At 60.8% G+C, this 25054-nt stretch carries 22 protein-coding genes; 11 read left to right on the forward strand and 11 right to left on the reverse strand.

Annotation, left to right across the window (positions count from 1 at the left end; genetic code table 11):
• Positions 1 to 104: 104 nt before the first annotated feature.
• The 5 genes from BLX89_RS14385 (at position 105) to BLX89_RS14405 (ending at position 6494) form a co-directional block, all read left to right on the forward strand.
• Entirely contained in the window at positions 105 to 584 is a 480-nt protein-coding gene (locus BLX89_RS14385) for a formate dehydrogenase subunit gamma (RefSeq protein WP_075291615.1), read from the forward strand.
• Positions 581 to 2137: a formate dehydrogenase beta subunit gene (locus tag BLX89_RS14390; protein ID WP_075291616.1), complete on the forward strand. Its 1557-nt coding sequence runs from the start codon at positions 581 to 583 to the stop codon at positions 2135 to 2137. Before BLX89_RS14385 ends, BLX89_RS14390 begins: the two co-directional genes overlap by 4 nt.
• 207 nt (positions 2138 to 2344) lie before the next feature.
• Positions 2345 to 5224, forward strand: a complete 2880-nt coding sequence (fdhF, locus tag BLX89_RS14395; protein WP_075291617.1) for a formate dehydrogenase subunit alpha — start codon at positions 2345 to 2347, stop codon at positions 5222 to 5224.
• A 198-nt stretch (positions 5225 to 5422) separates the two neighbouring features.
• Complete coding sequence (gene fdhD / locus BLX89_RS14400) at positions 5423 to 6250, forward strand: formate dehydrogenase accessory sulfurtransferase FdhD (RefSeq protein WP_075291618.1); 828 nt, start codon at positions 5423 to 5425, stop codon at positions 6248 to 6250.
• Entirely contained in the window at positions 6240 to 6494 is a 255-nt protein-coding gene (locus BLX89_RS14405) for a formate dehydrogenase subunit delta (RefSeq protein ID WP_075291619.1), read from the forward strand. The genes fdhD and BLX89_RS14405 overlap by 11 nt, the downstream gene beginning before the upstream one ends.
• Positions 6495 to 6695: 201 nt before the next feature.
• Here the strand turns inward: BLX89_RS14405 and BLX89_RS14410 are convergent, their stop codons facing one another.
• Complete coding sequence (locus BLX89_RS14410; RefSeq protein ID WP_075291620.1) at positions 6696 to 7127, reverse strand: Lrp/AsnC family transcriptional regulator; 432 nt, start codon at positions 7125 to 7127, stop codon at positions 6696 to 6698.
• 122 nt (positions 7128 to 7249) lie between these two features.
• On the opposite strand from BLX89_RS14410, the gene BLX89_RS14415 reads away from it, so the two are divergent.
• Positions 7250 to 8353, forward strand: coding sequence for a saccharopine dehydrogenase family protein (locus BLX89_RS14415; protein ID WP_075291621.1), 1104 nt, complete (start codon positions 7250 to 7252; stop codon positions 8351 to 8353).
• A gap of 59 nt (positions 8354 to 8412) precedes the next feature.
• Here BLX89_RS14415 and BLX89_RS14420 read toward each other — a convergent pair whose 3' ends face one another.
• The 7 genes from BLX89_RS14420 to BLX89_RS14450 all read right to left on the reverse strand — a co-directional run bounded on the left by BLX89_RS14420 (position 8413) and on the right by BLX89_RS14450 (position 15790).
• Complete coding sequence (locus BLX89_RS14420; RefSeq protein ID WP_075291622.1) at positions 8413 to 9840, reverse strand: mannose-1-phosphate guanylyltransferase/mannose-6-phosphate isomerase; 1428 nt, start codon at positions 9838 to 9840, stop codon at positions 8413 to 8415.
• Positions 9841 to 10079: 239 nt separating this feature from the next.
• Complete coding sequence (locus BLX89_RS14425; protein ID WP_075291623.1) at positions 10080 to 10487, reverse strand: F0F1 ATP synthase subunit epsilon; 408 nt, start codon at positions 10485 to 10487, stop codon at positions 10080 to 10082.
• A 107-nt stretch (positions 10488 to 10594) separates the two neighbouring features.
• Positions 10595 to 12118 carry a F0F1 ATP synthase subunit beta gene (atpD, locus tag BLX89_RS14430; protein WP_083637528.1) on the reverse strand — a complete coding sequence of 508 codons (1524 nt, stop codon included), beginning with the start codon at positions 12116 to 12118 and terminating at the stop codon, positions 10595 to 10597.
• A gap of 24 nt (positions 12119 to 12142) precedes the next feature.
• On the reverse strand, positions 12143 to 13018 hold the full coding sequence (locus BLX89_RS14435) for a F0F1 ATP synthase subunit gamma (protein ID WP_075291624.1): 876 nt from the start codon (positions 13016 to 13018) through the stop codon (positions 12143 to 12145).
• Between the two features lie 26 nt (positions 13019 to 13044).
• Positions 13045 to 14574 (reverse strand): F0F1 ATP synthase subunit alpha, encoded by a 1530-nt coding sequence (gene atpA / locus BLX89_RS14440; RefSeq protein WP_075291625.1) that lies wholly within the window; start codon positions 14572 to 14574, stop codon positions 13045 to 13047.
• Positions 14574 to 15134: a F0F1 ATP synthase subunit delta gene (locus tag BLX89_RS14445; protein ID WP_075291626.1), complete on the reverse strand. Its 561-nt coding sequence runs from the start codon at positions 15132 to 15134 to the stop codon at positions 14574 to 14576. Before BLX89_RS14445 ends, atpA begins: the two co-directional genes overlap by 1 nt.
• 269 nt (positions 15135 to 15403) lie before the next feature.
• The gene (locus BLX89_RS14450; protein ID WP_075291627.1) at positions 15404 to 15790 is read right to left on the reverse strand and encodes an AGROH133_08824 family phage infection protein; all 387 of its coding nucleotides are present in this window, start codon (positions 15788 to 15790) and stop codon (positions 15404 to 15406) included.
• Between the two features lie 184 nt (positions 15791 to 15974).
• Between BLX89_RS14450 and BLX89_RS14455 the strand changes: the two genes are divergently transcribed.
• Positions 15975 to 16694 carry a hypothetical protein gene (locus BLX89_RS14455; protein ID WP_075291628.1) on the forward strand — a complete coding sequence of 240 codons (720 nt, stop codon included), beginning with the start codon at positions 15975 to 15977 and terminating at the stop codon, positions 16692 to 16694.
• Positions 16695 to 16754: 60 nt separating this feature from the next.
• Here the strand turns inward: BLX89_RS14455 and BLX89_RS14460 are convergent, their stop codons facing one another.
• Positions 16755 to 18959, reverse strand: a complete 2205-nt coding sequence (locus tag BLX89_RS14460; RefSeq protein WP_075291629.1) for a primosomal protein N' — start codon at positions 18957 to 18959, stop codon at positions 16755 to 16757.
• A 79-nt stretch (positions 18960 to 19038) separates the two neighbouring features.
• Here BLX89_RS14460 and fsa point away from each other — a divergent pair, with 79 nt between their 5' ends.
• The 4 genes from fsa (at position 19039) to ftsZ (ending at position 23184) form a co-directional block, all read left to right on the forward strand.
• Positions 19039 to 19692, forward strand: a complete 654-nt coding sequence (gene fsa / locus BLX89_RS14465; RefSeq protein WP_075291630.1) for a fructose-6-phosphate aldolase — start codon at positions 19039 to 19041, stop codon at positions 19690 to 19692.
• A 157-nt stretch (positions 19693 to 19849) separates the two neighbouring features.
• Positions 19850 to 20785 (forward strand): tyrosine recombinase XerC, encoded by a 936-nt coding sequence (locus BLX89_RS14470; protein WP_075291948.1) that lies wholly within the window; start codon positions 19850 to 19852, stop codon positions 20783 to 20785.
• 99 nt (positions 20786 to 20884) lie between these two features.
• Entirely contained in the window at positions 20885 to 21961 is a 1077-nt protein-coding gene (locus BLX89_RS14475) for a TraB/GumN family protein (RefSeq protein ID WP_083637532.1), read from the forward strand.
• Between the two features lie 191 nt (positions 21962 to 22152).
• Entirely contained in the window at positions 22153 to 23184 is a 1032-nt protein-coding gene (gene ftsZ, locus BLX89_RS14480) for a cell division protein FtsZ (protein ID WP_075291631.1), read from the forward strand.
• 76 nt (positions 23185 to 23260) lie between these two features.
• Here the strand turns inward: ftsZ and BLX89_RS14485 are convergent, their stop codons facing one another.
• Both BLX89_RS14485 and lpdA read right to left on the reverse strand, forming a co-directional pair.
• On the reverse strand, positions 23261 to 23563 hold the full coding sequence (locus tag BLX89_RS14485) for an NIPSNAP family protein (protein ID WP_075291632.1): 303 nt from the start codon (positions 23561 to 23563) through the stop codon (positions 23261 to 23263).
• Positions 23564 to 23644: 81 nt separating this feature from the next.
• Entirely contained in the window at positions 23645 to 25051 is a 1407-nt protein-coding gene (lpdA, locus tag BLX89_RS14490; protein WP_075291633.1) for a dihydrolipoyl dehydrogenase, read from the reverse strand.
• Positions 25052 to 25054: the final 3 nt, after the last annotated feature.

The following is a 25054-nucleotide window of genomic DNA, read 5'->3' on the forward strand; positions in this document are numbered from 1 at the left end:
AGCTTTTTTTAAAGGAATAGGCGCGCGACGGGCGGGAGGCCTCATGGGCTGCCTTTGCTGATGCCGCATCGACAACAGGCTTTGGCTTGCCGGGAGGGAAGACCGTGAATTTGCATATGCCCGTGCCCGATATCGACGCGCGAACGCTCGCGATCGTCAATGAACTCAAGGGGCTGGAAGGCCCGCTGCTGCCGATCCTGCATGAGATCCAGGCCGAGTTCGGCTATGTGCCGGAAGACTGTCTTCCCGTGATTGCACGCGAGCTCAACCTTTCCCGCGCCGAAGTGCATGGGGTCGTGACCTTCTATCACGATTATCGCCGCCATCCCGCCGGCCGCCATGTATTAAAGCTCTGCCAGGCCGAGGCCTGCCAGTCGATGGGCTCTGATGCCGTCGCCGCGAAGGTAAAGGCGCTGCTCGGCATCGATTTCCATGAAACCACCGAGGATGGCGCGGTGACGCTGGAGCCGGTCTACTGTCTCGGGCTCTGTTCCACCGCACCCGCCGCGATGCTCGATGGCGAGGTGCATGGGAGGCTCGATGACGATGCCATTGCCGACCTCGTTGCGGAGGCGCGCCGATGACCGTCACCATTTTCGTTCCCCGCGATGCCGCAGCGCTGGCCGTCGGCGCAGACAGGGTGGCGAAAGCCATCGAGACGGAAATCGCGGCCCGCGGCCTTGATGCGCGCATCGTGCGCAACGGTTCGCGCGGCATGCTCTGGCTGGAGCCCTTAGTCGAAGTTCGTACCGATCACGGCCGCATCGCCTATGGGCCTGTGCGTCCCGCCGATGTCGCCTCGCTCTTCGATGCCGGCTTCCTTGAAGGCGGCGCGCATCCGCTCTGCCATGGACCGACCCATGACATTCCCTATTATGCCAGCCAGACCCGTCTCACCTTTTCCCGCTGCGGCGTGACCGATCCGCTGTCGATCGAGGACTATCGCCATTATCAAGGCCTGACGGGTCTCACAAAAGCGATCTCGATGACGCCTGCCGAGATCGTCAGCCAAGTTACCGACAGCGGCTTGCGCGGGCGCGGCGGCGCGGGCTTTCCGACCGGAATCAAATGGAAGACGGTGATGGATGCGGCCGGGCCGCAGAAATATATCGTCTGCAATGCCGACGAGGGCGATAGCGCGACGTTTGCCGACCGGATGATCATGGAAGGTGACCCCTTCGTGCTGATCGAAGGCATGGCGATCGCCGGCATCGCGACAGGCGCGACCAAGGGTTACGTCTATATCCGCTCGGAATATCCGCATGCGATCAAGACCATGGACGAGGCGATCCGCATCGCTCGCCAGAACGGGATGCTTGGGCCTTCGGTGCTGGGTTCGGCCTACGCCTTCGACATGGAAGTGCGCAGCGGCGCAGGCGCCTATGTCTGCGGCGAGGAAACATCGCTGCTGAACAGCCTGGAGGGCAAACGCGGCATCGTGCGCGCCAAGCCGCCGCTGCCGGCGCTTCAGGGTTTTCTGGGACGACCGACCGTCGTCAACAATGTGATGTCGCTGGCGTCCGTGCCTGTCATTCTCGACCGAGGACCGGAATTCTACCGTGATTTCGGCATGGGCCGCTCGCGCGGCACGATCCCGATCCAGATCGCCGGCAACGTCAAGTATGGCGGCCTCTATGAGGTTGCCTTCGGCCTGACACTCGGCGAGATCGTTGAAAAGATCGGCGGCGGCACGGCCAGTGGGCGGCCGGTAAAGGCCGTGCAGGTCGGCGGGCCGCTCGGGGCCTATTTCCCGGTCTCGATGTTCGACACGCCGTTTGACTACGAGGCTTTTGCCGCGAGAGACGGCTTGATCGGCCATGCCGGCATCACCGTTTTCGACGATACGGTCGACATGCTGAAGCAGGCGCGGTTTGCGATGGAATTCTGCGCCATCGAAAGCTGCGGCAAGTGCACACCCTGCCGCATCGGCTCGACCCGTGGCGTCGAGACCGCCGACAAGATAGCCCGCGGCATCGAGCCCGAAAAGAACAAGGTGTTGCTTGCCGATCTCTGCAACACGATGAAATTCGGCTCGCTTTGTGCGCTGGGCGGCTTCACGCCTTACCCGGTGATGAGCGCGATGACACATTTCCCGGAAGACTTTTCGCCGGCGCCGGTGGTGGAGGCTGCGGAATGATGAGCCTGACGCACCCTACCCCCCTCTGTCACTTCGTGACATCTCCCCCTCAAGGGGGGAGATCGTTCTTTTTCCAAATGAGCCGCGTTTCAACCGCGAACGTGCCACTTGCGATCTCCCCCCTTGAGGGGAAGATGCCCGACAGGGCAGAGGGGGGTAACGCCTCCGCACCACACTCTTTCCTTTCTTCCGCACAGGAGGTCCGCCATGTCCCTCGTTCCTGAAATCGACTACGGCACGCCGGCTTCCCGCGCGGAAAAGATGGTGACGCTGACCATTGATGGTCGCGATATCACTGTGCCGGAAGGCACCTCGATCATGCGGGCATCCATGGAAGCCGGCATCCAGGTGCCGAAACTCTGCGCCACCGACATGGTCGATGCCTTCGGCTCCTGCCGCCTTTGTCTCGTGGAGATCGAGGGGCGCAACGGCACGCCCGCCTCCTGCACGACGCCGGTTGCGCCCGGCCTCAAGGTACACACCCAGACCTCGCGCCTTAAGGACATCCGCAAGGGCGTAATGGAGCTTTATATCTCCGACCACCCGCTCGACTGTCTGACCTGCGCCGCCAATGGCGACTGCGAGCTGCAGGACATGGCCGGCGCCGTGGGCCTGCGTGATGTGCGCTACGGCTATGAAGGCGACAATCACGTCAAGGCGCGGGAGAACGGCGAAGCCAATGCCCGCTGGATGCCGAAGGACGAGTCCAACCCCTATTTCACCTATGATCCTTCCAAGTGCATCGTCTGTTCGCGCTGTGTGCGCGCCTGTGAAGAGGTGCAGGGCACCTTTGCGCTGACCATCGAGGGCCGCGGCTTCGACAGTCGCGTTTCGCCCGGCATGCACGAAAACTTTCTCTCCTCCGAATGCGTTTCCTGCGGCGCCTGCGTGCAGGCCTGCCCGACGGCGACGCTGACGGAAAAATCCGTCATCGAGATCGGCCAGCCGGAGCATTCCGTCGTTACCACCTGCGCCTATTGCGGCGTTGGCTGCTCGTTCAAGGCGGAGATGCGTGGCGAGGAACTTGTGCGCATGGTGCCGTGGAAGGACGGCAAGGCCAATCGCGGCCACTCCTGCGTCAAGGGCCGCTTCGCCTATGGCTACTCTACCCACAAGGAACGCATCCTCAACCCGATGATCCGCGAGAAGGTCTCCGATCCCTGGCGGGAAGTGACCTGGGAGGAGGCCTATGCCCATGTCGCCTCCGAATTCCGTCGCATCCAGTACCAGTATGGCCGCGAGGCGATCGGCGGCATCACGTCTTCTCGCTGCACCAATGAGGAAACCTTCCTCGTGCAGAAGCTGATCCGGGCCGGCTTCGGCAACAACAATGTCGATACCTGCGCCCGTGTCTGCCATTCGCCGACCGGCTACGGTCTTGGCCAGACCTTCGGCACCTCCGCCGGCACGCAGGATTTCGATTCGGTTGAGCATTCCGATGTCGTCGTCATCATCGGCGCCAACCCGACGGACGGCCACCCGGTCTTCGGGTCGCGGCTGAAAAAGCGGCTGCGGCAGGGCGCGAAGCTGATCGTCATCGATCCACGCCGTACCGATATCGTGCGTTCGCCCCATATCGAGGCTGCCTATCACCTGCCGCTGAAGCCGGGCACCAATGTCGCCGTCATGACGGCGCTCGCCCATGTGATCGTCACCGAAGGGCTTTTCGACGAAAAATTCATCCGGGAGCGTTGTGACTGGTCGGAATTCGAGGACTGGGCCGCTTTCGTCGCCGATGAGAGCCATAGTCCGGAAGCGATCGAAAAATACACCGGCGTGAAGCCTGAGGATATTCGCGGCGCGGCCCGTCTGTTCGCCACCGGCGGCAATGGCGCGATCTATTATGGCCTCGGCGTGACCGAGCACAGCCAGGGTTCGACCACCGTCATGGCAATTGCCAACCTTGCCATGGCGACCGGCAATATCGGCCGCCCCGGAGTCGGGGTGAACCCGCTGCGTGGCCAGAACAATGTGCAGGGCTCGTGCGATATGGGCTCCTTCCCGCATGAACTGCCGGGCTATCGCCACGTCTCTGACGATGCGACCCGCGAGATTTTTGAGAAGATGTGGGGCGTGAAGCTCTCGGACGAGCCGGGACTGCGCATTCCCAACATGCTGGATGCCGCCGTCGATGGTTCGTTCAAGGGTATCTACATTCAGGGCGAGGACATCCTGCAATCCGACCCGGACACCAAGCATGTGGCGGCCGGTCTTGCGGCGATGGAATGCGTGGTGGTGCAGGACCTGTTCCTCAACGAAACCGCCAACTACGCCCATGTCTTCCTGCCGGGCTCGACCTTCCTCGAAAAGGACGGCACCTTCACCAATGCCGAGCGCCGCATCAACCGCGTGCGCAAGGTGATGACGCCGCGCAACGGCTATGGCGACTGGGAAATCACCCAGAAGCTGGCGCAGGCCATGGGCCTCGACTGGAACTACACGCACCCGTTCGAGATCATGGACGAGATCGCGGCAACGACGCCGAGCTTCGCCCTCGTCTCCTACGACTATCTCGACAAGATGGGCTCGGTGCAGTGGCCCTGCAACGAGAAAACGCCGTTGGGCTCCCCGATCATGCATATCGACGGCTTTGTGCGCGGCAAGGGCAAGTTCATCCGCACCGAATATGTCGCGACCCACGAGCGCACCGGGCCACGTTTCCCGCTGCTGCTCACCACCGGCCGTATTCTCAGCCAGTACAATGTCGGGGCGCAGACGCGGCGCACCGACAATGTCGTCTGGCACGAGGAGGACCGGCTGGAAATCCATGCCCATGATGCCGAAAACCGCGGCATTCACGATGGCGACTGGGTAAAACTCACCAGCCGTTCGGGCGATACGACGCTGCGCGCGCTGATCACCGATCGCGTGGCGCCGGGCGTGGTCTACACCACGTTCCACCACCCGACGACGCAGGCCAATGTCATCACCACGGATTTCTCCGACTGGGCGACCAACTGCCCGGAATACAAGGTGACGGCCGTGCAGGTCTCGCCCTCCAACGGGCCTTCGGACTGGCAGGTGGAATATGACGAGCAGGCCCGGCAGTCGCGCCGGATCGTGGCGAAGCTTGAGGCGGCGGAATAAGAGCCGATCAATGTGGAGCTTGCCGCCGATACCCCCCTCTGCCCTGCCGGGCATCTCCCCCTCAGGGGGGGAGATCGGCAAGAAGCGCTTTCTCGCTCAAACAAGGAGAGGCTGCGAGGGAAATGAACGATCTCCCCCCTTGAGGGGGAGATGTCACGACGTGACAGAGGGGGGTAGAGCTGCACCCCGTACGCTCCCATGACGTCTCTCCGCACCACCGCAAAGGTCCCAGAAATCTTTCGCCGCAAAGATTCAGTCGGCGAAGGCGAGCGGGTTGTGCCGGAAGAGACGCCGGTGGCCTTCAGCTATGGCGGCTCGACCCATGCCGTGATGATGGCGACGCCGGATGATCATGAGGATTTTGCGGTCGGTTTCAGCCTGACCGAGGGCATCATCACCGATATCAGCGAGATCGAAGAGGTCGAGGCCATCCGGACCGAAATCGGCATCGACCTGCAGATCCGGCTTGCGGAGGATCGCAACGACCGGCTGGTGGCGCGCCGGCGGCATATGGCCGGGCCGGTGGGCTGCGGGCTTTGCGGCATCGAATCGATCGAGGAAGCCGTGCGGCCAACGCCGGATGTCAGCGCTTCACCGCTTCGAATGAGCGAGCGGGATATCGTCGAAGCCGTCGCCGAGCTTGGCAGCCGGCAGCCGCTGCATTTCGAGACGCGCGCCGTGCATGGCGCGGGCTTTTACGTGCCGGGCAAAGGCATCGTTGCCGTGCGCGAGGATGTCGGGCGGCACAATGCGCTGGACAAGCTGGCTGGGGCGGCCGCCCGGGCCGGCTATGCCGGCCGCGATGGCGCCGTTGTCGTTACCAGTCGCGTTTCTGTCGAGATGGTGCAGAAGACGGCGATGATCGGCAGCCCGGTCATCATCGCCATTTCCGCGCCGACGGCGCTTGCCATCCGCACGGCCGAGAAGGCCGGCATGACATTGGTCGCTCTGGTGCGCGGCGACGAGTTCGAGATTTTCACCCATAGCGACCGTATCTATCCAGGAGCAGCCTCCGATGTCGCATGACCAGCCGCACAAGACGACCGACGACAAGCTCATCTACATGGCCAATCAGATCGCCACTTTCTTCAAGTCGCAACCGGAAGGGGAGCAAGTGAAGGGGATTTCCGGCCATATCAACAAATTCTGGGAACAGCGCATGCGCCGCGCTTTCTTTGTCATGATCGATCAAGGCGATTCGCGGTTTGATCCTCTGGTGGTGAAGGCTGCGGCGCTGATCAAGCGGCCTGCGGAGGTGAAGCAGGTTTAAGCCGTCGATTCGCTCTTCTCCCCTTGTGGGAGAAGATGTCCGAAGGACAGATGAGGGGGTCTTTGCGACAGACTCCGAGCCAGCCGCCCCCTCATCCGGCGCTGCGCGCCACCTTCTCCCACAAGGGGAGAAGTGGGAGAGCGCAGCAAGCATCTGCGCTACAAACGCCTCTCCGCGATTTCAGTTCTCAACACCCGCGAATCAGCGACTGATTCGTGTCGATAACACCACCGATGAAAGCGTGCGCTCCACACCGTCGATCTCGCCTATCCGGTCTATGATCAGGTCGAGCGCGCTGATGGACGGGGCCGCGATAATCGCGATCAGATCGAAACTGCCGCTCACCGAATGCAGCGTGCGGACCTGCTGCAACGCATGAAGCTCCTGCGTCACGCGCGCCAGCGCCTTGGGAGCAAGCGTGATCAGCACATGGGCCTTCACAAGTCCCTGCTCGAAATCGTCCGACAGCCGGATGCCATAGCCGGCGATCACGCCGTCCCGCTCCAGCCTCTCGATCCGGGACTGAACCGTGGTGCGCGACAGGCCGAGCTTCCGCGCCAACATTGCCGTTGGCAACCTGGCGTTTTCGCTGAGCAGTGACAGAAGCTGCCGGTCTTTATCCGATATCGTCATTTCGCTTCTTTTGATCGTCTATCTGCCGATATTGATGCGTCATTTCTAACAGAATGAAGCTACGTTTCAACTGCACTTGGGCCCATCATAAAGCATCGAATGCACATGAGGGGATTGCAGACATGAAAAATATCGTCGTTATTGGAGCCGGAAAAATCGGCTCAACCATTGCGCGGCTTCTGGCAAACTCCGGCGACTATCATGTCACGCTTGCCGACCACAGCGCCGACCAGCTCGCCCATATCGAAAAGCACGCGGCAATCGCCACTGCGCAGATCGATATCGCTGACCAGACGGCTCTCGTATCGCTGCTTTCCGGCAAATTCGCCGTGCTGAGCGCCGCCCCCTACCATCTGACGATCGCAATCGCAGAAGCCGCTGCCAAGGCCGGCGTGCACTATCTCGACCTGACCGAAGACGTCGAATCGACCCGCCGTGTCAAGCAGATCGCCGAGACCGCCAAGACCACCTTCATTCCGCAGTGCGGCCTCGCACCGGGCTTCATCTCGATCGTCGCCAACGATCTCGCCAGCCGTTTCGACACGCTCGACAGCGTGCGCATGCGCGTCGGCGCCCTGCCGCAGTATCCGTCCAACGCGCTGAACTATAATCTCACCTGGAGCACGGACGGCGTTATCAACGAATATATCGAACCCTGTGAAGCCATCGTCGAGGGGCAACTGATCGAAGTGCCAGCGCTGGAAGAGCGGGAAGAATTCTCGCTCGACGGCGTGACCTACGAAGCCTTTAACACGTCAGGCGGCCTCGGCACGCTCTGCGAGACACTGAAGGGCAAGGTGCGCACGCTGAACTACCGCACCATCCGTTATCCCGGCCATGCCGCGATCATGAAGGCGCTGCTGAACGACCTCGGTCTGCGCCATCGCCGCGAAGTGCTGAAGGACATCTTTGAGAACGCCCTGCCCTCTACCATGCAGGATGTCGTTATCGTCTTCGTAACCGTATCCGGCCGCAAGGATGGCCGTCTGGTGCAGGAAACCTATGCCAACAAGGTCTACAGCGCCGTCGTTGCCGGGCGCATGATGAGCGCCATCCAAATCACCACGGCCTGCAGCATCTGCGCCGTGCTCGACATGCTCGCCAAGGGCGAACTGCCGGAAAAGGGTTTCGTCCGCCAGGAAGAAATCAGCCTCGACCCGTTCCTGAAGAGCCGCTTCGGCCACTACTACGAGCAGCGTCACTATTCCGAGAAGGCCGCAAGCTAAGACGGTCACCTGCGGAGGAGGAGAACGCCCGGCGTGATGCCGGGCGTTTTCGTTTGGGGTCAGGTGCGGCCGAAGTCGTCGTCGAGGCGGATGATGTCATCGTCGCCAAGATAAGAGCCGGTCTGTACCTCGATCAGTTCCAGCGGGATCTTGCCGGGATTGCTGAGGCGGTGCACGGCGCCCTGAGGGATATCGACGGACTGGTTTTCATGCAGAAGTCGCGTCTGGCCGTCGATGATGATTTCGGCGGTGCCGCGCACCACGATCCAGTGTTCGGCGCGATGATGATGTTTTTGCAGCGAGATACTGGCACCCGGGCGCACGCGAAGCTTCTTTACCTCAAAACGCTTTCCTGCCAGCACCGATGCGACCGAGCCCCACGGGCGGTATGATGTTGGGTGCGTCTGGGTCAAGATGCTGGTGGACTTGGATGCGCCGAGACGCTTGACGATCTGGCCGACGTTCTGGCTTTCCGACAAAGGGCCGATGTAGACGGCATCTTCGCTGGCGATGACCGCAACCTCGGACAATCCTTGCACGGCGATATGGATATCCCGGGAAAGCACCAGCGAGTTGCGGGTGTTGTTGACCGTCACCTTCTCACCCAGCACGTTGCCATCGGCATCCTTGTCGCCCACGGCCCAGACGGAATCCCAGCTGCCGAGGTCGGACCAGCGAAAGCCGGAGGGCACGACGGCGGCATCGGCCGTCTTTTCGAAAACAGCGTAATCGACCGAAATATCCGGGGCTTGCGAGAATGTTTCCTCATCGAGGCGGATGAAATCCAGATCATGCTTCGCCGCCTGAACGGCCCGCTGCGCAGCGTCATAGACGCCCGGCGCGTGGCGCAGGATTTCGCCTAGGAACTGGCTGACCGGCAGCATGAACATGCCGGAATTCCAGAGATACCGACTGTCCGCAACCAGTTCCTCGGCACGCTGCTGATTTGGCTTTTCGATGAAACGGGCAACCTTGTGGGCCCCTGAATCGAGCGAATCGCCCGTTTCGATATAGCCGTAGCCGGTCGCGGCTTCTGTCGGCCTGATGCCGAAGGTAACGAGTTTTCCGGCATCTGCCGTTTCGCGGGCGAGGCGGATGCAGTCGAAATACGTCGTGTCGGCGTCGATCTCATGGTCGGATGCCAGAACCTGCATGATGGCGCCATCGCCATGATCGCGCAAAATGGCAAAAGCGGCGGCGGCAAGCGCCGGCGCGGTGTTGCGGGCGATCGGCTCAAGCAGGATAGCACCAAGCTCCGCATCCACGCTGCGCGCCTGCTCGGCGACGATGAAACGGAAATCGGCATTTGTGACGATGATCGCGGGTTCGTAAAGCGCAGGATCGGACACCCGCTGAAGGGTGCGTTGAAAAAGAGAAAAGTCGCCGAGAAATTGCAGGAACTGCTTTGGTGCTTCGGCGCGGGAAAGCGGCCAAAGGCGCGTTCCCTTGCCACCGGCCATAATGACCGGGATGATTTTTACAGACATGGATACCTCTATACGCGGTGGCGGATAACCGCCCAAATTCAATTCTGGAAATGGCCAAGCCTAACCCAGGACTGTGTCAAAAGGAAACTAGCGCAGAGGCAAACTGTATCCATGATTAATAACCGAACCGGATCCGTGATCACGACCCGAACGGCGTGTCGTTGAAGCCGTGTTACCCCGAAGCCAACAAAAAACCCCGCCGAAGCGGGGTTCTGAAAACGTCCATCGGGTTGAACCGATCAGGCGGCGACAACGATCTCGTTGAGCTGGGTCAGTTCAGCAAGGAACTGCTCAAGACGAGTCAGATGCTCGTCGCTGTGGTTGTTTTCGTCGATTTGTGCCTTGACGGCAGCGATACGCTTATCAAGGGAAGCCCTATCGAACTCATCGGACGACACGGCGGACTCAGCCAGCAGCGTGCAGCCGGTTGGCAGGATATCGGCGAAACCGCCGAAAACCACGTAGCGGTTCGTTGCACCGGCAGCGGTCTTCACGGTGACGACGCCCGGCTTCAGGGTGGTCATGGTCGGGGCATGGTTGGCCATGACGGTCATTTCGCCTTCCGTTGCCGGAATGACGACTTCCGTCACCCGCTCGGAAAGGAGCAGACGTTCCGGAGAAACAAGCTCGAAGTTGAAATCAGCCATCTCAAATTAGCGAATAGCGAATAGTAAATAGCGAATAGGTTGGAAAAACCGTTCCGCACATTCCAATCTATCCCTATTCGCTACTCCCTATTCGCTATTCGCTTCGATTAAGCGGCTTCAGCAGCCAGCTTCTTGGCCTTTTCGATCGCTTCGTCGATGGAGCCGACCATGTAGAAGGCGGCTTCCGGAAGGTGATCGTACTCGCCGTTGACGAGGCCCTTGAAGCCTTTGATCGTGTCTTCGAGAGCAACAAGCTTGCCCGGGGAACCGGTGAAGACTTCGGCGACGAAGAACGGCTGGCTCAGGAAGCGCTCGATCTTACGAGCACGGGCAACGGCCAGCTTGTCTTCTTCAGACAGTTCGTCCATGCCCAGGATGGCGATGATGTCCTGGAGAGCCTTGTAGCGCTGCAGGGTCGTCTGGACCTTACGAGCAACTTCGTAGTGATCCTCACCGACAACCATCGGGTCGAGCATGCGCGAGGTCGAGTCGAGCGGGTCGACAGCCGGGTAGATACCCTTTTCAGCGATCGAGCGCGACAGAACGGTCGTTGCGTCCAAGTGGGCGAACGAGGTTGCCGGCGCCGGGTCGGTCAAGTCGTCGGCGGGAACGTAAATGGCCTGAACCGAGGTGATCGAACCCTTGGTCGTGGTGGTGATGCGTTCCTGCATCTGGCCCATGTCGGTGGCGAGCGTCGGCTGATAACCAACGGCCGAAGGAATACGGCCGAGAAGAGCCGACACTTCGGAACCTGCCTGGGTGAAGCGGAAGATGTTGTCAACGAAGAACAGAACGTCCTGGCCCTTGTCGCGGAAGTCTTCAGCGATGGTCAGACCGGTGAGCGCGACGCGAGCGCGGGCGCCCGGCGGTTCGTTCATCTGGCCGTAAACGAGCGCAGCCTTGGAGCCTTCGCCGCCGCCATGCTTGTTCACGCCGGACTCGATCATTTCGTGGTAAAGGTCGTTGCCTTCGCGGGTACGTTCACCCACGCCTGCGAACACCGAGTAACCACCGTGCGCCTTGGCGACGTTGTTGATCAGTTCCATGATGAGAACGGTCTTGCCGACCCCGGCGCCGCCGAACAGGCCGATCTTGCCGCCCTTTGCGTAAGGCGCGAGCAGGTCGACGACCTTGATGCCGGTGACGAGTATCTGGGCTTCAGTAGACTGCTCGACATAGGCCGGAGCGTCCTGGTGGATGGCGCGCTTGGAAGCGGTGATCAGCGGGCCTGCTTCGTCAACCGGCTCGCCGATGACGTTCATGATGCGGCCGAGGGTCTCGTCGCCGACCGGAACCGAGATCGGGGAGCCCGTGTCCGTGACCGCCTGACCGCGAACCAGACCTTCGGTCGAGTCCATGGCGATGGTGCGGACGGCGTTTTCGCCGAGGTGCTGGGCAACTTCGAGAACAAGGCGGTTGCCGTTGTTGTCGGTTTCCAGCGCGTTCAGGATCGACGGCAGTTGACCTTCTTCGAAGGCAACGTCGACGACGGCGCCGATGACCTGGGTGACCTTACCGATTGCGCCTGCTGCCGCGACGACAGCAGCCGGAGCCTTGGCAGAAGCTGCCTTCCGCGGTGCAGCCGGTTTCTTCACCGCTGCGGTATCTGTGGGGGTAGCTGCCTTAGCCATAATTCTTACCCTCTTTCCGTAACCTTAGAGCGCTTCCGCGCCCGAAATGATTTCAATGAGTTCCTTGGTGATCTGCGCCTGACGCTGACGGTTGTAGTTGAGCGTCAGCTTGTTGATCATCTCACCGGCATTGCGCGTGGCGTTGTCCATCGCGCTCATCTTGGCACCCATTTCACCCGCGACGTTTTCGAGCAGAGCCCGGAACACCTGGACAGAAATGTTGCGCGGGATCAGGTCGCTGAGGATCTCGCCGGCATCGGGCTCATATTCGTAGATCGCGCCCGTATCGGCAGAGACACCTTCCGGAACAGCAGCCGGGATCAGCTGCAGCGCGGTGGGAACCTGCGAAATGACCGACTTGAACTCCGAATAGAACAGCGTGCAGACATCGAACTCGCTCTTTTCGAAGAGCGAGATGATCTTTTTGCCGATCACATCAGCGTTCTCGAAACCGATCTTCTTGACTTCGCGAAGATCGACACGGTCGATGATCAGCGACGCGAATTCGCGACGCAGGATATCGAAGCCCTTCTTGCCGACGCAGATGATCTTGACCGTCTTGCCCTGAGCCAGAAGCTTGCGGACGTGATCGCGCGCAAAACGGGCGATCTGTCCGTTGAAGCCGCCGCAAAGGCCGCGCTCTGCGGTGCAGACGACGAGAAGATGCGTCTGATCCTTGCCGGTGCCCGTCATCAGCAGCGGGGCGTCGGCGTCGCCGCCGACAGCCTGAGCGATGTTCGAGAGAACAGCACTCATACGCTGCGAGTAAGGCCGAGCGGCCTCGGCCGCCTCCTGCGCACGCCGAAGCTTCGCCGCGGCGACCATTTTCATCGCCTTGGTGATCTTCTGCGTCGCCTTGACGGAGGCGATCCTGTTTTTCAGATCCTTAAGTGAAGGCATCCGTTATCCGTCCTTATGGAACCCGATCAGGCGAAAGACTTGGCGAAGGCATCGAGAGCAGCCTTGAGCTTGCCCTTGGTGTCGTCGCTGATAGCCTTTTCCGTGCGGATGGTGTCGAGGATAGCCTTGCCTTCCGAGCGCATGTAGGACAGCACGCCCTGCTCGAAGGCGCCGACCTTGGCGACCGGAATCTTGTCGAGGTAGCCGTTCACGCCTGCGAAGATGACCGCGACCTGCTCTTCCGTCTTCAGCGGCGAGAACTGCGGCTGCTTCAGGAGTTCCGTCAGGCGGGCCCCGCGGTTCAGGAGACGCTGCGTTGCAGCGTCGAGGTCCGAACCGAACTGGGCGAAGGCAGCCATTTCACGATACTGGGCGAGTTCACCCTTGATCGAGCCGGCAACCTGCTTCATCGCCTTGATCTGAGCGGCCGAACCAACGCGGGAAACCGACAGACCGACGTTAACGGCGGGGCGGATACCCTGATAGAACAGGTCCGTTTCAAGGAAGATCTGGCCGTCGGTGATCGAGATCACGTTGGTCGGGATGAACGCCGAAACGTCGTTACCCTGGGTTTCGATGACCGGCAGAGCCGTGAGCGAGCCAGCACCCATTTCGTCGGAGAGCTTTGCAGCGCGCTCGAGCAGGCGGGAGTGAAGGTAGAAAACGTCGCCCGGATAAGCTTCGCGGCCCGGAGGACGGCGCAGCAGCAGGGACATCTGGCGATAGGCAACAGCCTGCTTGGAAAGGTCGTCGTAACCGATCAGAGCGTGCTGGCCGTTGTCGCGGAAGTATTCGCCCATGGCAGCGCCGGCGAACGGAGCGAGGTACTGCATCGGAGCCGGATCGGAAGCCGTCGCCGCAACGATGATCGAGTACTTCAGCGCGCCGCGCTCTTCGAGCACCTTGACGAATTGGGCAACAGTCGAGCGCTTCTGGCCGATAGCGACGTATACGCAGAACAGCTTTTCAGCTTCCGGGCCGTTATCGTGGATCGCCTTCTGGTTCAGGATCGTGTCCAGAATGATGGCGGTCTTGCCGGTCTGACGGTCACCGATGACGAGTTCGCGCTGGCCACGACCAACCGGGATCAGAGCGTCGATAGCCTTGAGGCCGGTCGACATCGGCTCATGAACCGACTTGCGCGGAATGATGCCGGGAGCCTTGACGTCAACACGCGAACGCTTGGCGGCATTGATCGGGCCCTTGCCGTCGATCGGATTGCCGAGAGCGTCAACGACGCGGCCGAGCAGTTCCGGACCAACCGGAACGTCGACGATGGCGCCAGTCCGCTTAACGGTGTCGCCTTCCTTGATTTCGCGGTCGGCGCCGAAAATAACGACACCGACGTTGTCGGCTTCAAGGTTCAGGGCCATGCCGCGAATTCCGCCCGGGAATTCAACCATCTCACCTGCCTGGACGTTGTCCAGACCGTAGACGCGGGCAATACCGTCACCGACGGAAAGCACCTGTCCGACTTCGGAGACTTCTGCCTCCTGGCCGAAATTTTTGATCTGATCTTTGAGAATTGCGGAAATTTCCGCGGCGCGGATATCCATCAGCCGACCTCTTTCAGTGCAAGCTTAAGGCTCGAGAGCTTTGTGCGAAGGGAAGTGTCAATTTGGCGGGACCCGACCTTAACGATCAAACCACCGAGAATAGACGGATCAACGGTCACGTTGATCGCCACGTCTTTGCCGGTGACGCCTTTCAGCGCCGCCTTCAATTCTGTTTCTTGCGCTGCATCCAGCGCATGGGCCGAAGTCACATCAGCAGCCACTTCGCCACGATGACGGGCGGCGATGACGCGATAGGACTTCACGATGCCCGGCACCGCAAAGAGGCGGCGATTGCGGGCAACGACCTTGAGGAAATTTGCGACCAGACCGGAAATGCCGGCCTTGGTGACGATGGCAGAAATTGCCTTGAACTGGTCGTCGGCAGAAAAGACCGGGCTGACGATCAGGCGCTTCAGATCAGCACTCTCATCGATCATGGACTGGAACCGATCCAGATCAGACCCTACGCTCTCCACGGAGTTTGCCTCGAGGGCAAGCTCAAACAGCGAAGACGCGTACCTTTCTGCAACACCGGAAATGAGCTCGGATGTATCTGCCACGGGTACAAGCTTCTCTCATTTTAATCCAAGGGCGATGTCTGCGGCGAGCCGTAAACCCAACACCTTGAATTTGTTGCGATATTTTTTGAGTTCTTCAAGCCGGGCGGCTTGCTTCCCCCACAAGTCGCGGTTCGTCTAGCATAGGATATCTGGACTCGCAACACGCCAAGGCCACGAATGCGCGATAACTCGGCATCGTCAGGCCAAATTTTGCCAAAAATGAGGTTTGAAATGATGCAGTCTAGCGCCGTCCTGCGATCAGGCGCCTCTCAGATCATGCCAAATACGTAAGCCAAAGGCAGCGCTGCAAGCACCGTCTGGGCGGCGAGATAAAGCCAGTTCCAGAGCGTGTTGCCCCCATCCGACAGCATGGAGAGAATGCGGCCGAAAGCCGCCAGCGCAAAGGCTACGCCCAGTGCCAGATAAACCATCGGCTGGGCAAGAAGCACGGCCGCAAGCCCAAGCCCAAGAGGAAAACCGCCCATGACGGAGCGCGCTTCGGCATAACCGCCACGCCGGCCTTCGCGCAGGTCAAGGCCGATCGCCCTGAAGGCGAGGCCGGGGGCAAAGAGAAAGATGAGACCGATCGCCGCAGTCGCAAGCGCCGCGCAGAACGCCAGGAACTCACCGGTTTCCGTTGGGATATAGAATTCCATAGTTCGGATCCTCGATCTATTTCAGCCATCCAACGCGAGCTTTATCCTAGCCCCGAAGAAAAGGGAATCGGGGATGAAGCCGGTTTCCTCGATCAGTTCTCTCGACCATCACGAGACTTTCTGTGAGTGTCACTCCGCTTCTTCGATTTAAAGAAACAGAGTCCCCTTCAGCAGAAAGTTGCCAATGGCGTTAAGTGTTAAAGTGGTGAAGAGGCTTGCTTCACTGATGATAGTCGTCATCGCCTCTTATGCGGGAGGCCTGCTGCTTACGGAATTGGAAAACGGCACTTTGAATATATGGCCTAAAGACCTCTTTGAGGACACCATGAGGCAGTTGGCCGAAGTCGATCCGGCAACGCACGCTATTTTATCCGATCACATGGAAGAGGCGCGCGCGATCATCGAAGCCGCCGACGAGACACAAGATTGGGATGCTAGCCGCAAAACTATTGTGGCGATGGTGGAAAAATATAGCGCCCCCGCGCTTTCAGGCACCAATGATGCAATCGTGATCGTAGTTGCCGAAAAAGCCCTGAATTTGGTTGAAGTTCTCTCTGTTCACTATCAGGAGGGATGCGTACGCTTCATGGAGGGCAGCATCTCAACTCCTGATTTTTCCATTTCGCAGGTGGGCAAGGCTTACAAAATCTATTCCGAGGCATTGCGAATTGCCTACATCGACGGAAAATCCAACAAACTTGGCGAAAAGCTGCCTATTGAACAACTCGGCCCCATACTCAAGGAGAGGCTGGGTCTGACAGAAAACGATGCCAGCGCCCTTCAGGACCCTAACGGTTCCGAGCCTCGTCAACTGTGCGATGCATTAAAGAAGTTCTTCAATGTAAAGCTTGTTCCTCCCTCGCAGCAGGGACCTTATGCACGAACCATTATTGCCGGCGGATAACAGCTTAATTCAGGTCAGTATACTTGTAGCCTGCATTCATCCGTTGCCAATCTGAAGTCATCACAGAAAACTCTGCGGATCGATATCGAGCTGTACGCTGACCGAACCCCTCACCTTCGGCCCCGCTGCAATCATTGTCTTCACAAAGCTCTGCATGTCGCTGTTACGGCGGCCGTGGACGAGAAGGCGGAAGCGGTGGCGGCCGCGGATCAAGGCTAGCGGGGCTTCGGCGGGGCCGAGGATGCTGATGCCGCTGACCTGAGGGGCTGACTGGCGAAGGCCACGGGCATGACCTTCCGCTTCGGCGCGGGTTTCGGCGGAGACAATCAATGACGCAAGACGGCCGAAAGGGGGAAGCAGTGCCTTTTCCCGCTCGCTGATCTCACGCTCGTAAAAGGCGTGCGAATCGCCGGAAACGATGGCCTGCATGACCGGATGCTGCGGCTGGTAGGTTTGCAGCAGGCCGAGCGATTTCAGACCCGTCCGGCCGGCGCGGCCGGTGACCTGTGATAAAAGCTGGAAGGTCCGCTCCGCAGCCCGCGGGTCACCGTTGGAAAGGCCGATATCGGCATCGACGATGCCGACGAAGGTCATCATCGGAAAGTTATGCCCTTTCGCCACGAGCTGTGTGCCGACAACAATATCCGCTTCTCCGCGCTGGATCGCCTCCAGCTCCAGCCGCAGGCGCTTGACACCCATCAGGTCCGAAGAGAGCACGATCGTTCGCGCATCCGGGAAATGACGATCCACCTCTTCGGCGATGCGCTCGACGCCGGGACCGCAGGCAACGAGGTGATCGAAGGTGCCGCACTCCGGGCAGGCTTCCGGCGTCTTCTGCGCGTAGCCGCAATGGTGGCACTGGATCTGGCCGCGAAAACGATGTTCCACCAGCCAGCTTGAGCAATCCGGGCACTGGAAGCGGTGACCACAGACGCGGCAGAGCGTCAGCGGCGCGTAACCGCGGCGATTGAGGAAGAGCAGTGCCTGCTCCCCGCGCCCGACCGCCTTGCCGATCTGGTTGAGCAGCACTGGCGACAGAAAGCCGCCGCGCTCCGGCGGATGGCGGCGCATATCGACGACGCCGAGATGAGGCAATGCCGCATCGCCGTAACGCGTCGGCAGGTGGATCGCTGCGTAGCGGCCGAGATCGCCGTTGACGCGGCTTTCGACGGACGGGGTCGCAGAGACAAGCACGACCGGGAAATCGCCGATGCGGGCACGCACCACAGCCATGTCCCGCGCATTATAGAAGACACGGTCTTCCTGCTTGTAGGCTGGATCGTGCTCTTCATCGACGATGATGAGACCCAAATCTTCGAAGGGCAGGAAAAGCGCGGAGCGGGCGCCGGCTACAACACGCACACCACCTTCCGTGACCTGCCGCCAGACCTTTTCGCGCGTGCGGGGAGCAAGATCGGAATGCCACTCGGCCGGCTTGGAGCCGAACCGGTCCTGGAAGCGTTCGAGGAAGCTCGCGGTCAGGGCGATTTCCGGCAGCAAGATGAGGACCTGCTTGCCCGCCTTCAGGGTCGCAGCGATCGCCTCGAAATAGACTTCCGTCTTGCCGGAGCCGGTGATGCCATCGATCAGCGAGACGGAAAAACTGCCCGCCCCCACTTTCTCCAGCAGTTCCTCGGCCGCGGCTTTCTGCAGGCCTTCCAGTCTGGCGGGTACGAAATCAGGATCCGGCGCAGCAACCACGGGCGGCGGCGGCATGAAGATCGTCTCGAACACGCCCTGTGCCGTCAACCCATCGATGACGCTGGAAGAGACGCCGGCTGCATGGGCAAGGCCGGAGCGGGTCCAGGCAAAGCCGTTATCTGCCGCCGCGATAACCCGTGACCGTGCATCCGTCATACGCTCCGGGCGCGTATCCGTGAGGCGCAGGGCTTCCACCATCGGCTCGGGATCGAGCGCGGCTGGCGCGCGCAAGGCCATGCGGGCCACGAGACCGGGGGGCGAGACGGTGTAAGAGGAGACCCAATCGAGGAAACGGCGCATCTCGGGCTTCAAGGGCGGGCAATCGAAGACGAGGGTGATTTCCTTCAGTTTCTTCGGATCGACAGGCTCCTGCCCCTCCTCATCCCAAACGACGCCTATGACCTGACGCGGCCCAAGCGGCACCTGCACGATGGAGCCAGGCTGCACCGCCATTCCCTCCGGCACGAGATAGGAGTATGCTTTGGGGGCTGGCATAGGCACCAGCACAGGCACGACCCGCGCAGCAAACAGGGCCCTAAACAAATCGGTCGAATCTTCTGTCATCGGCCGTGACCTTGCCTTCGGTTTGCGTTAAAGGAAACCCCGAACAACAGCGCAGCAGCGTGTCCCAAGGGAGAATTCCATGAAGTTTTTTGTCGATACAGCCGATGTAAAAGAAATCCGGGAACTCAATGACCTGGGTCTCGTGGACGGCGTGACGACCAACCCCTCGCTCATCCTGAAGTCGGGCCGCGACATCCTTGAAGTCACCAAGGAAATCTGCGGCATCGTCGAAGGCCCGGTTTCGGCCGAAGTTGCCGCCACCGACTACGAGACGATCATGAAGGAAGCGGCTGTCATCGCAAAGATCGCCGACAACATCTGCATCAAGCTGCCGCTGACGCTCGACGGCCTCAAGGCCTGCAAGAACCTGACCTCGGATGGTCACAAGACCAACGTGACGCTGTGCTTCTCGGCCAACCAGGCGCTGCTTGCCGCCAAGGCCGGCGCGACCTTCGTTTCGCCGTTCATCGGCCGTCTCGACGACATCGCGCTTGATGGTATGGACCTGATCCGCGAAATCCGCCAGATCTTCGACAACTACGGATTCGAGACCGAGATTCTCGCGGCGTCCGCCCGCACGGTCAACCACATCAAGGAAGCGGCTCTGATCGGCGCCGACGTCGTCACCGCGCCGCCGGCAACGCTGAAGGCGCTCGTCAAGCACCCGCTGACGGATGCCGGCCTTGCCACCTTCCTCGCCGACTGGGCAAAGACCGGCCAGAAGATCGCCTGATCTTTTCCGCATCCCAATCCATCGAAAGGCCTCGCGAACCGCTCGCGGGGCCTTTCTCATATGGGGTTGAGGCCTCAGCATTAACAGAAAGCTTCAGCATTAACAGAAAGCTAAAGCCTTCATCGCAGATTGGCCCTTGAACGAGGACAAGACGGCGATGAACGAACTCCTGATTATCGGCCATCCGGAACTGATGGCCGAGCGGCAGAACTGGCTGGGCGCGCTGGCACGGGAGCGACGGCTGTCGGAAAAGACCGTTGAGGCCTATGAGCGCGACAGCCGGCAGTTTCTCACTTTCCTCACCGGTCATCTGAGCGGACCCGCGCGATTGAGCGACATCGAGGCTCTCCGCCCGGCCGATCTGCGCGGGTTTCTCGCCGCCCGCCGCAAGGATGGCGCCGGGGCACGAACACTCGGGCGCGGGTTGGCAGGGCTGCGCTCCTTCCTGCGCTATCTGGAGCGCAAGGGACTTGCCAATGCGGCCGGCGCCAGCGCCATCCGCTCCCCGAAACAGCCGAAATCTCTGCCGAAGCCGTTGACCGATACGGACGCCCTGCAGGTGGTAACAGAAGGAGCGCAGCTTGCCGAAGAGCCCTGGATCGCTGCCCGCAACGCCGCCGTCCTGACGCTTCTCTATGGCTGCGGCCTGCGTATTGCCGAGGCGCTGGACCTTGTCGGCAACGATTTTTCGGGAACGCCGACAGCGCTGCGCATCACCGGCAAGGGCGGCAAGACGCGTATCGTGCCGCTGATTGCGGCGGCAAACGATGCCGTGAGCCGATACCGGAGCCTTTGCCCGTATCATATCGACGGCGACGCGCCGCTGTTTCGCGGCGCGCGCGGCGGCAAGCTGCAGCCGGGCATCATTCAGCGCGAAATGCAGAAAATGCGCGGCGCGCTCGGCCTGCCGGACACCGCGACACCCCACGCCTTGCGCCACTCCTTCGCCACGCATCTTCTGGCGGGCGGTGGGGATCTCAGGACGATCCAGGAACTGCTCGGCCATGCCAGCCTTTCGACCACGCAGGTTTATACCGGTGTCGATTCCGCGCGGCTGCTCGAAATTTACGATCGCGCCCATCCGCGTGCCTGAACTGCCGCAATAGGATCAAAATTAACCTTTTCCATTAAGCTGGGCGTCAAGGCTTCGACAATAGGGTCGGGCACGCTGATTCTCCAGACGGGACAAGACATGTCGGATTCCATGGTTCTCTCCGCACGCCGCGCTGCCGAATATCTCGGCGATGCCGTCGTCGCGCTGGTGACGACGCTGCATTTGGTTTTTGCGCTCAGCCTGATTGCCACTCTGCTCGCCGTCTCGCAGGCCCGCGCCGAAGACGCCAGCTGCGGCGGGCGCAATCTTGTCGATGACTGGCGCGCCAACGCCCCTGCGCGGCTTGCCGCCGTCGAGAAGGAGGCGGCAAACATCCCGAACGGAAAAGGCCTGTTCTGGAAGATCGAGAAGGATGGCGTCGCGCCCTCCTTTCTGCTCGGCACCATGCATGTGACCGATCCGCGGGTTCTCGCCATGCCGAAGGGGGCCCGTGAAGCCTATAAGGCGGCGGACACCGTCATCATCGAATCGGACGAGATCGTCGACGAAAAGAAGGCCGCCGCCGCCATCATGATGCGGCCGGATCTCACCATGTTCACCGATGGCAAGACGATTGGCGACTTCCTGGCGCCGGAAGAAAAAGAGACACTGGAAACGGGTCTCAAGGCACGCGGCATTCCGCTGGCGCTGGTCTCGAAGATGAAGCCTTGGATGATCGCCAGCTTCGTGGCGTTGCCAGCCTGCGAAATGACCCGCAAGGCAGCCGGCGCCTCCTTCCTCGACAAGCAACTTGCCGAAGAGGCGCTGAAGAGCGGCAAGACGCTGAAGGGGCTCGAAACGCTGGTCGAACAGCTGCAGGCCATGGACGCCCTGCCCGCCGAGTTTCACGTTCAGGCGCTGGTCGAGACGTTGAAGCTTGGCGACACGGTGACGGACGTGATGGAAACGACCACCGAGCTTTATCTGCAGGGCGAAATCGGCATGGTCATGCCGATGATGAAGGCTATCTCCGAAGAACAGGCCGGCAGCGCCGACGATGCCGATTTCGAGCAGCGCATCATCACCGATCGCAATCATACGATGGCATCACGCGCCCGCCCGATCCTCGACCAGGGCAAGGCCTTCATGGCTGTTGGTGCCTTGCATCTGCCGGGCACGGAAGGCCTGATCGAGCTGCTACGCAAGGATGGGTTTACCGTGACTGCGGTGAACTGAAAGCCGCAAATAGCGAGAGACCTGCCCTCCCCGACAGACTGAAACAGCAGCGCTCCGGAAGAGCTGCGAAAAAGATCTGCCCCTTGCATCTCAGCCGCCTCTCTGCCTTTTTGCAGACCTAATCTGCAGGGAGACACTGATTCGTATTGCGCGATCAGCCCGCCGCAGCCTTATCCCGAGGGACACGACGCATGAATGTAAAGAAGCCCGACGTTTCGGAAATGAGACCGAAGATCACTGTCATCGGTGTTGGCGGCGGTGGTGGCAATGCCATCAACAACATGATCTCCGAGGGCCTGCAGGGCGCCGAATTCGTGGTGGCCAACACCGACGCGCAGGCGCTCACCATGTCCAAGGCGACCCGGCTGATCCAGCTCGGTTCCGAAGTGACCCAGGGGCTCGGTGCCGGCTCGCTGCCGGAAGTCGGCCGGGCGGCGGCGGAAGAATCGATCGACGAGATCATGGATCATCTCGGTGGCACGCATATGTGCTTCGTCACCGCCGGCATGGGCGGCGGCACCGGAACCGGGGCTGCTCCCGTCATCGCACAGGCAGCCCGCGCGGCCGGCATCCTGACAGTCGCGGTCGTGACCAAGCCCTTCAGCTTCGAAGGCAAGCGCCGCATGCAGACGGCCGAAGAAGGCATCGAAAAGCTGCGGGCAGCCGCCGATACCGTTATCGTCATTCCGAACCAGAACCTGTTCCGGATCGCCGATGCCAAGACCACCTTCGCCGATGCCTTCGTCATCGCCGACCGGGTGCTTTATTCGGGCGTCGGCTGTATCACCGACCTCATCGTCAAGGAAGGCCTGATCAACCTCGACTTCGCCGACGTGAAGACCGTCATGAAGGGCATGGGCCGCGCGATGATGGGCACGGGCGAGGCTTCCGGGGAAGGTCGCGCGCTAAAGGCCGCGGAAGCGGCAATCGCCAACCCGCTGCTGAGCGAAACCTCGATGCGCGGCGCCAAGGGCGTGCTGATTTCGATCTCCGGCGGCATGGACATGACGCTGTTCGAAGTCGACGAAGCCGCGACCCGCATCCGCGAGGAAGTGTTCGAGGAAGCCGATATCGTGGTCGGCGCGATCTTCGACCGCAATCTGGACGGCGTGTTCCGTGTCTCGGTGGTGGCGACCGGGCTCGATCCGAATGGCATGGGCGCGGCCACGAGACCGATCGATGCCCAGCCTGCGGCAGCGCTACAGCCGCGGACGTTACAGTAAGAATATCGCCTGCGCTTAACCGCCCAGAATGGATCAAAAGCTCGCAAGGCCCCGGCTTTGTGAGCTTTTTTATGGATCAGAAGACGGGGCGCATGAAGCTGCGTTCGAAGCTGATGATGCTGCGGTTACGCTTGTCGAGATCGTAGGCGGCGATGCATTCGGGATCGACGGCCATGCGCTGGCGATAATCTTCGTAAGCCGCAAGGCTCGGAAAGCTGAAGAGCGCAAGCGCGATGTTGTTTGCGCCTTCGCTCGGCAGGAAATAGCCGTGATGCGCGCCGCCCATGCGGTTGACGATCGGGATCCAGAGGCGGGCGTATTCCTCGAACTCCACCAACTTGTGCGGATCGATGACATAGCGCAGGTAGCAGGTGATCATTCGAAATTCCTTTGTGAGTATGCAGCCAAAAGAAAAGGGTGACCGAAGCCACCCTTTCAGAGCCTGTGATGTCAGGCGGGATCACATATGGATCGGCTTGAAGAAGGTCGCGAGTGCGGCTTCCTTCACGGCTTCCGACATGGTCGGGTGCGCGTGGCAGGTACGGCCGAGGTCTTCCGAGGAACCGCCGAATTCCATCAGAACGGCAATCTCGTGGATCATTTCGCCGGCGCCGAAGCCGACGATATGGCCGCCGAGAACGCGGTCGGTTTCCTTGTCGGCGAGGATCTTCACGAAGCCATCCGTCTGCAGCATGGCGCGGGCGCGGCCATTGGCTGTGAACGGGAACTTACCGACCTTGTAGGCGATGCCTGCGGCCTTCAGTTCTTCTTCGGTCTTACCAACAGAGGCGACTTCCGGCTGGGTGTAGACGACGCCCGGAATGACATCGTAGTTCACATGGCCGGCCTGGCCTGCGAGGATTTCGGCAAGGGCCACGCCTTCGTCTTCAGCCTTGTGGGCCAGCATCGGGCCGCGCACAACGTCGCCGATTGCGTAGATGCCATCGACATTGGTCTTGAAGTGACCGTCGATCTCGACGCGGCCGCGGTTGTCGAGGACGACGCCCGCTTCTTCGAGGCCGAGGCCCGCCGTGAAGGGTTTGCGGCCGGTGGCGATGAGCACGACTTCGGCATCGAGCGTCTGCGCTTCGCCGCCCTTGACCGGCTCGAAGGTGACCTTGGCGCCGGCGCCGGACTTTTCAACGCCGGTGACCTTGGCGCCGAGCTTGAAGTCAAAGCCTTGCTTCGCCAGCATGCGCTGGAACTGCTTGGAGACCTCGCCATCCATACCGCCGAGGATGGTGTCGAGATACTCGACGACCGTGACCTTGGCGCCGAGGCGCTGCCAGACAGAGCCGAGTTCGAGGCCGATGACACCGCCGCCGACGACGATCAGGGTCTCGGGAACCTTCTTCAGCGCGATGCCGCCGGTGGACGAAATGATGACCTGTTCGTCGATCTCGACCTGAACGCCGGGAATGCCGGCAACGTCGGAGCCGGTGGCGATGACGATGTTCTTGGTTTCGAGAACCTGCTCGGAACCGTCGTCAGCCTTCACCGCAACCTTGCCGGTCGACACGACGCGGCCCGTGCCCTGGAAGCCGTCGATCTTGTTCTTCTTGAACAGGAAGGCGACGCCATCGGTGTTGGACTTCACCGTCGCATCCTTGTGGGCCATCATCTTGTCGAGGTTCAGTGTCGGCGCAGACACCTCGACGCCGAGTTCTTCAATGCCATGGGCGGTGTGCGCAAAGACTTCCGACGCATGCAGTAGCGCCTTGGAGGGGATGCAGCCGATGTTGAGGCAGGTGCCGCCATAGGTCGCACGCTTTTCGACCACGGCGACCTTCAGACCGAGTTGGGCTGCCTTGACGGCGCACACATAACCGCCGGGGCCGGAGCCGATTACGATGAGATCATAGGCCATGAT

The organism is Pararhizobium arenae (assembly GCF_001931685.1).
GTDB classification, from domain to species: Bacteria; Pseudomonadota; Alphaproteobacteria; order Rhizobiales; family Rhizobiaceae; genus Pararhizobium; species Pararhizobium arenae.

Coding starts and splice junctions, on each gene's coding strand:
- BLX89_RS14390 (WP_075291616.1), top strand. CDS start 581: ATGACCGTCACCATTTTCGTTCCCCGCGATGCCGCAGCGCTGGCCGTC.
- fdhF (WP_075291617.1), top strand. CDS start 2,345: ATGTCCCTCGTTCCTGAAATCGACTACGGCACGCCGGCTTCCCGCGCG.
- fdhD (WP_075291618.1), top strand. CDS start 5,423: ATGACGTCTCTCCGCACCACCGCAAAGGTCCCAGAAATCTTTCGCCGC.
- BLX89_RS14405 (WP_075291619.1), top strand. CDS start 6,240: ATGTCGCATGACCAGCCGCACAAGACGACCGACGACAAGCTCATCTAC.
- BLX89_RS14410 (WP_075291620.1), bottom strand. CDS start 7,127: ATGACGATATCGGATAAAGACCGGCAGCTTCTGTCACTGCTCAGCGAA.
- BLX89_RS14415 (WP_075291621.1), top strand. CDS start 7,250: ATGAAAAATATCGTCGTTATTGGAGCCGGAAAAATCGGCTCAACCATT.
- BLX89_RS14420 (WP_075291622.1), bottom strand. CDS start 9,840: ATGTCTGTAAAAATCATCCCGGTCATTATGGCCGGTGGCAAGGGAACG.
- BLX89_RS14425 (WP_075291623.1), bottom strand. CDS start 10,487: ATGGCTGATTTCAACTTCGAGCTTGTTTCTCCGGAACGTCTGCTCCTT.
- atpD (WP_083637528.1), bottom strand. CDS start 12,118: ATGGCTAAGGCAGCTACCCCCACAGATACCGCAGCGGTGAAGAAACCG.
- BLX89_RS14435 (WP_075291624.1), bottom strand. CDS start 13,018: ATGCCTTCACTTAAGGATCTGAAAAACAGGATCGCCTCCGTCAAGGCG.
- atpA (WP_075291625.1), bottom strand. CDS start 14,574: ATGGATATCCGCGCCGCGGAAATTTCCGCAATTCTCAAAGATCAGATC.
- BLX89_RS14450 (WP_075291627.1), bottom strand. CDS start 15,790: ATGGAATTCTATATCCCAACGGAAACCGGTGAGTTCCTGGCGTTCTGC.
- BLX89_RS14455 (WP_075291628.1), top strand. CDS start 15,975: ATGGCGTTAAGTGTTAAAGTGGTGAAGAGGCTTGCTTCACTGATGATA.
- BLX89_RS14460 (WP_075291629.1), bottom strand. CDS start 18,959: ATGACAGAAGATTCGACCGATTTGTTTAGGGCCCTGTTTGCTGCGCGG.
- fsa (WP_075291630.1), top strand. CDS start 19,039: ATGAAGTTTTTTGTCGATACAGCCGATGTAAAAGAAATCCGGGAACTC.
- BLX89_RS14470 (WP_075291948.1), top strand. CDS start 19,850: ATGAACGAACTCCTGATTATCGGCCATCCGGAACTGATGGCCGAGCGG.
- BLX89_RS14475 (WP_083637532.1), top strand. CDS start 20,885: ATGTCGGATTCCATGGTTCTCTCCGCACGCCGCGCTGCCGAATATCTC.
- ftsZ (WP_075291631.1), top strand. CDS start 22,153: ATGAATGTAAAGAAGCCCGACGTTTCGGAAATGAGACCGAAGATCACT.
- BLX89_RS14485 (WP_075291632.1), bottom strand. CDS start 23,563: ATGATCACCTGCTACCTGCGCTATGTCATCGATCCGCACAAGTTGGTG.
- lpdA (WP_075291633.1), bottom strand. CDS start 25,051: ATGGCCTATGATCTCATCGTAATCGGCTCCGGCCCCGGCGGTTATGTG.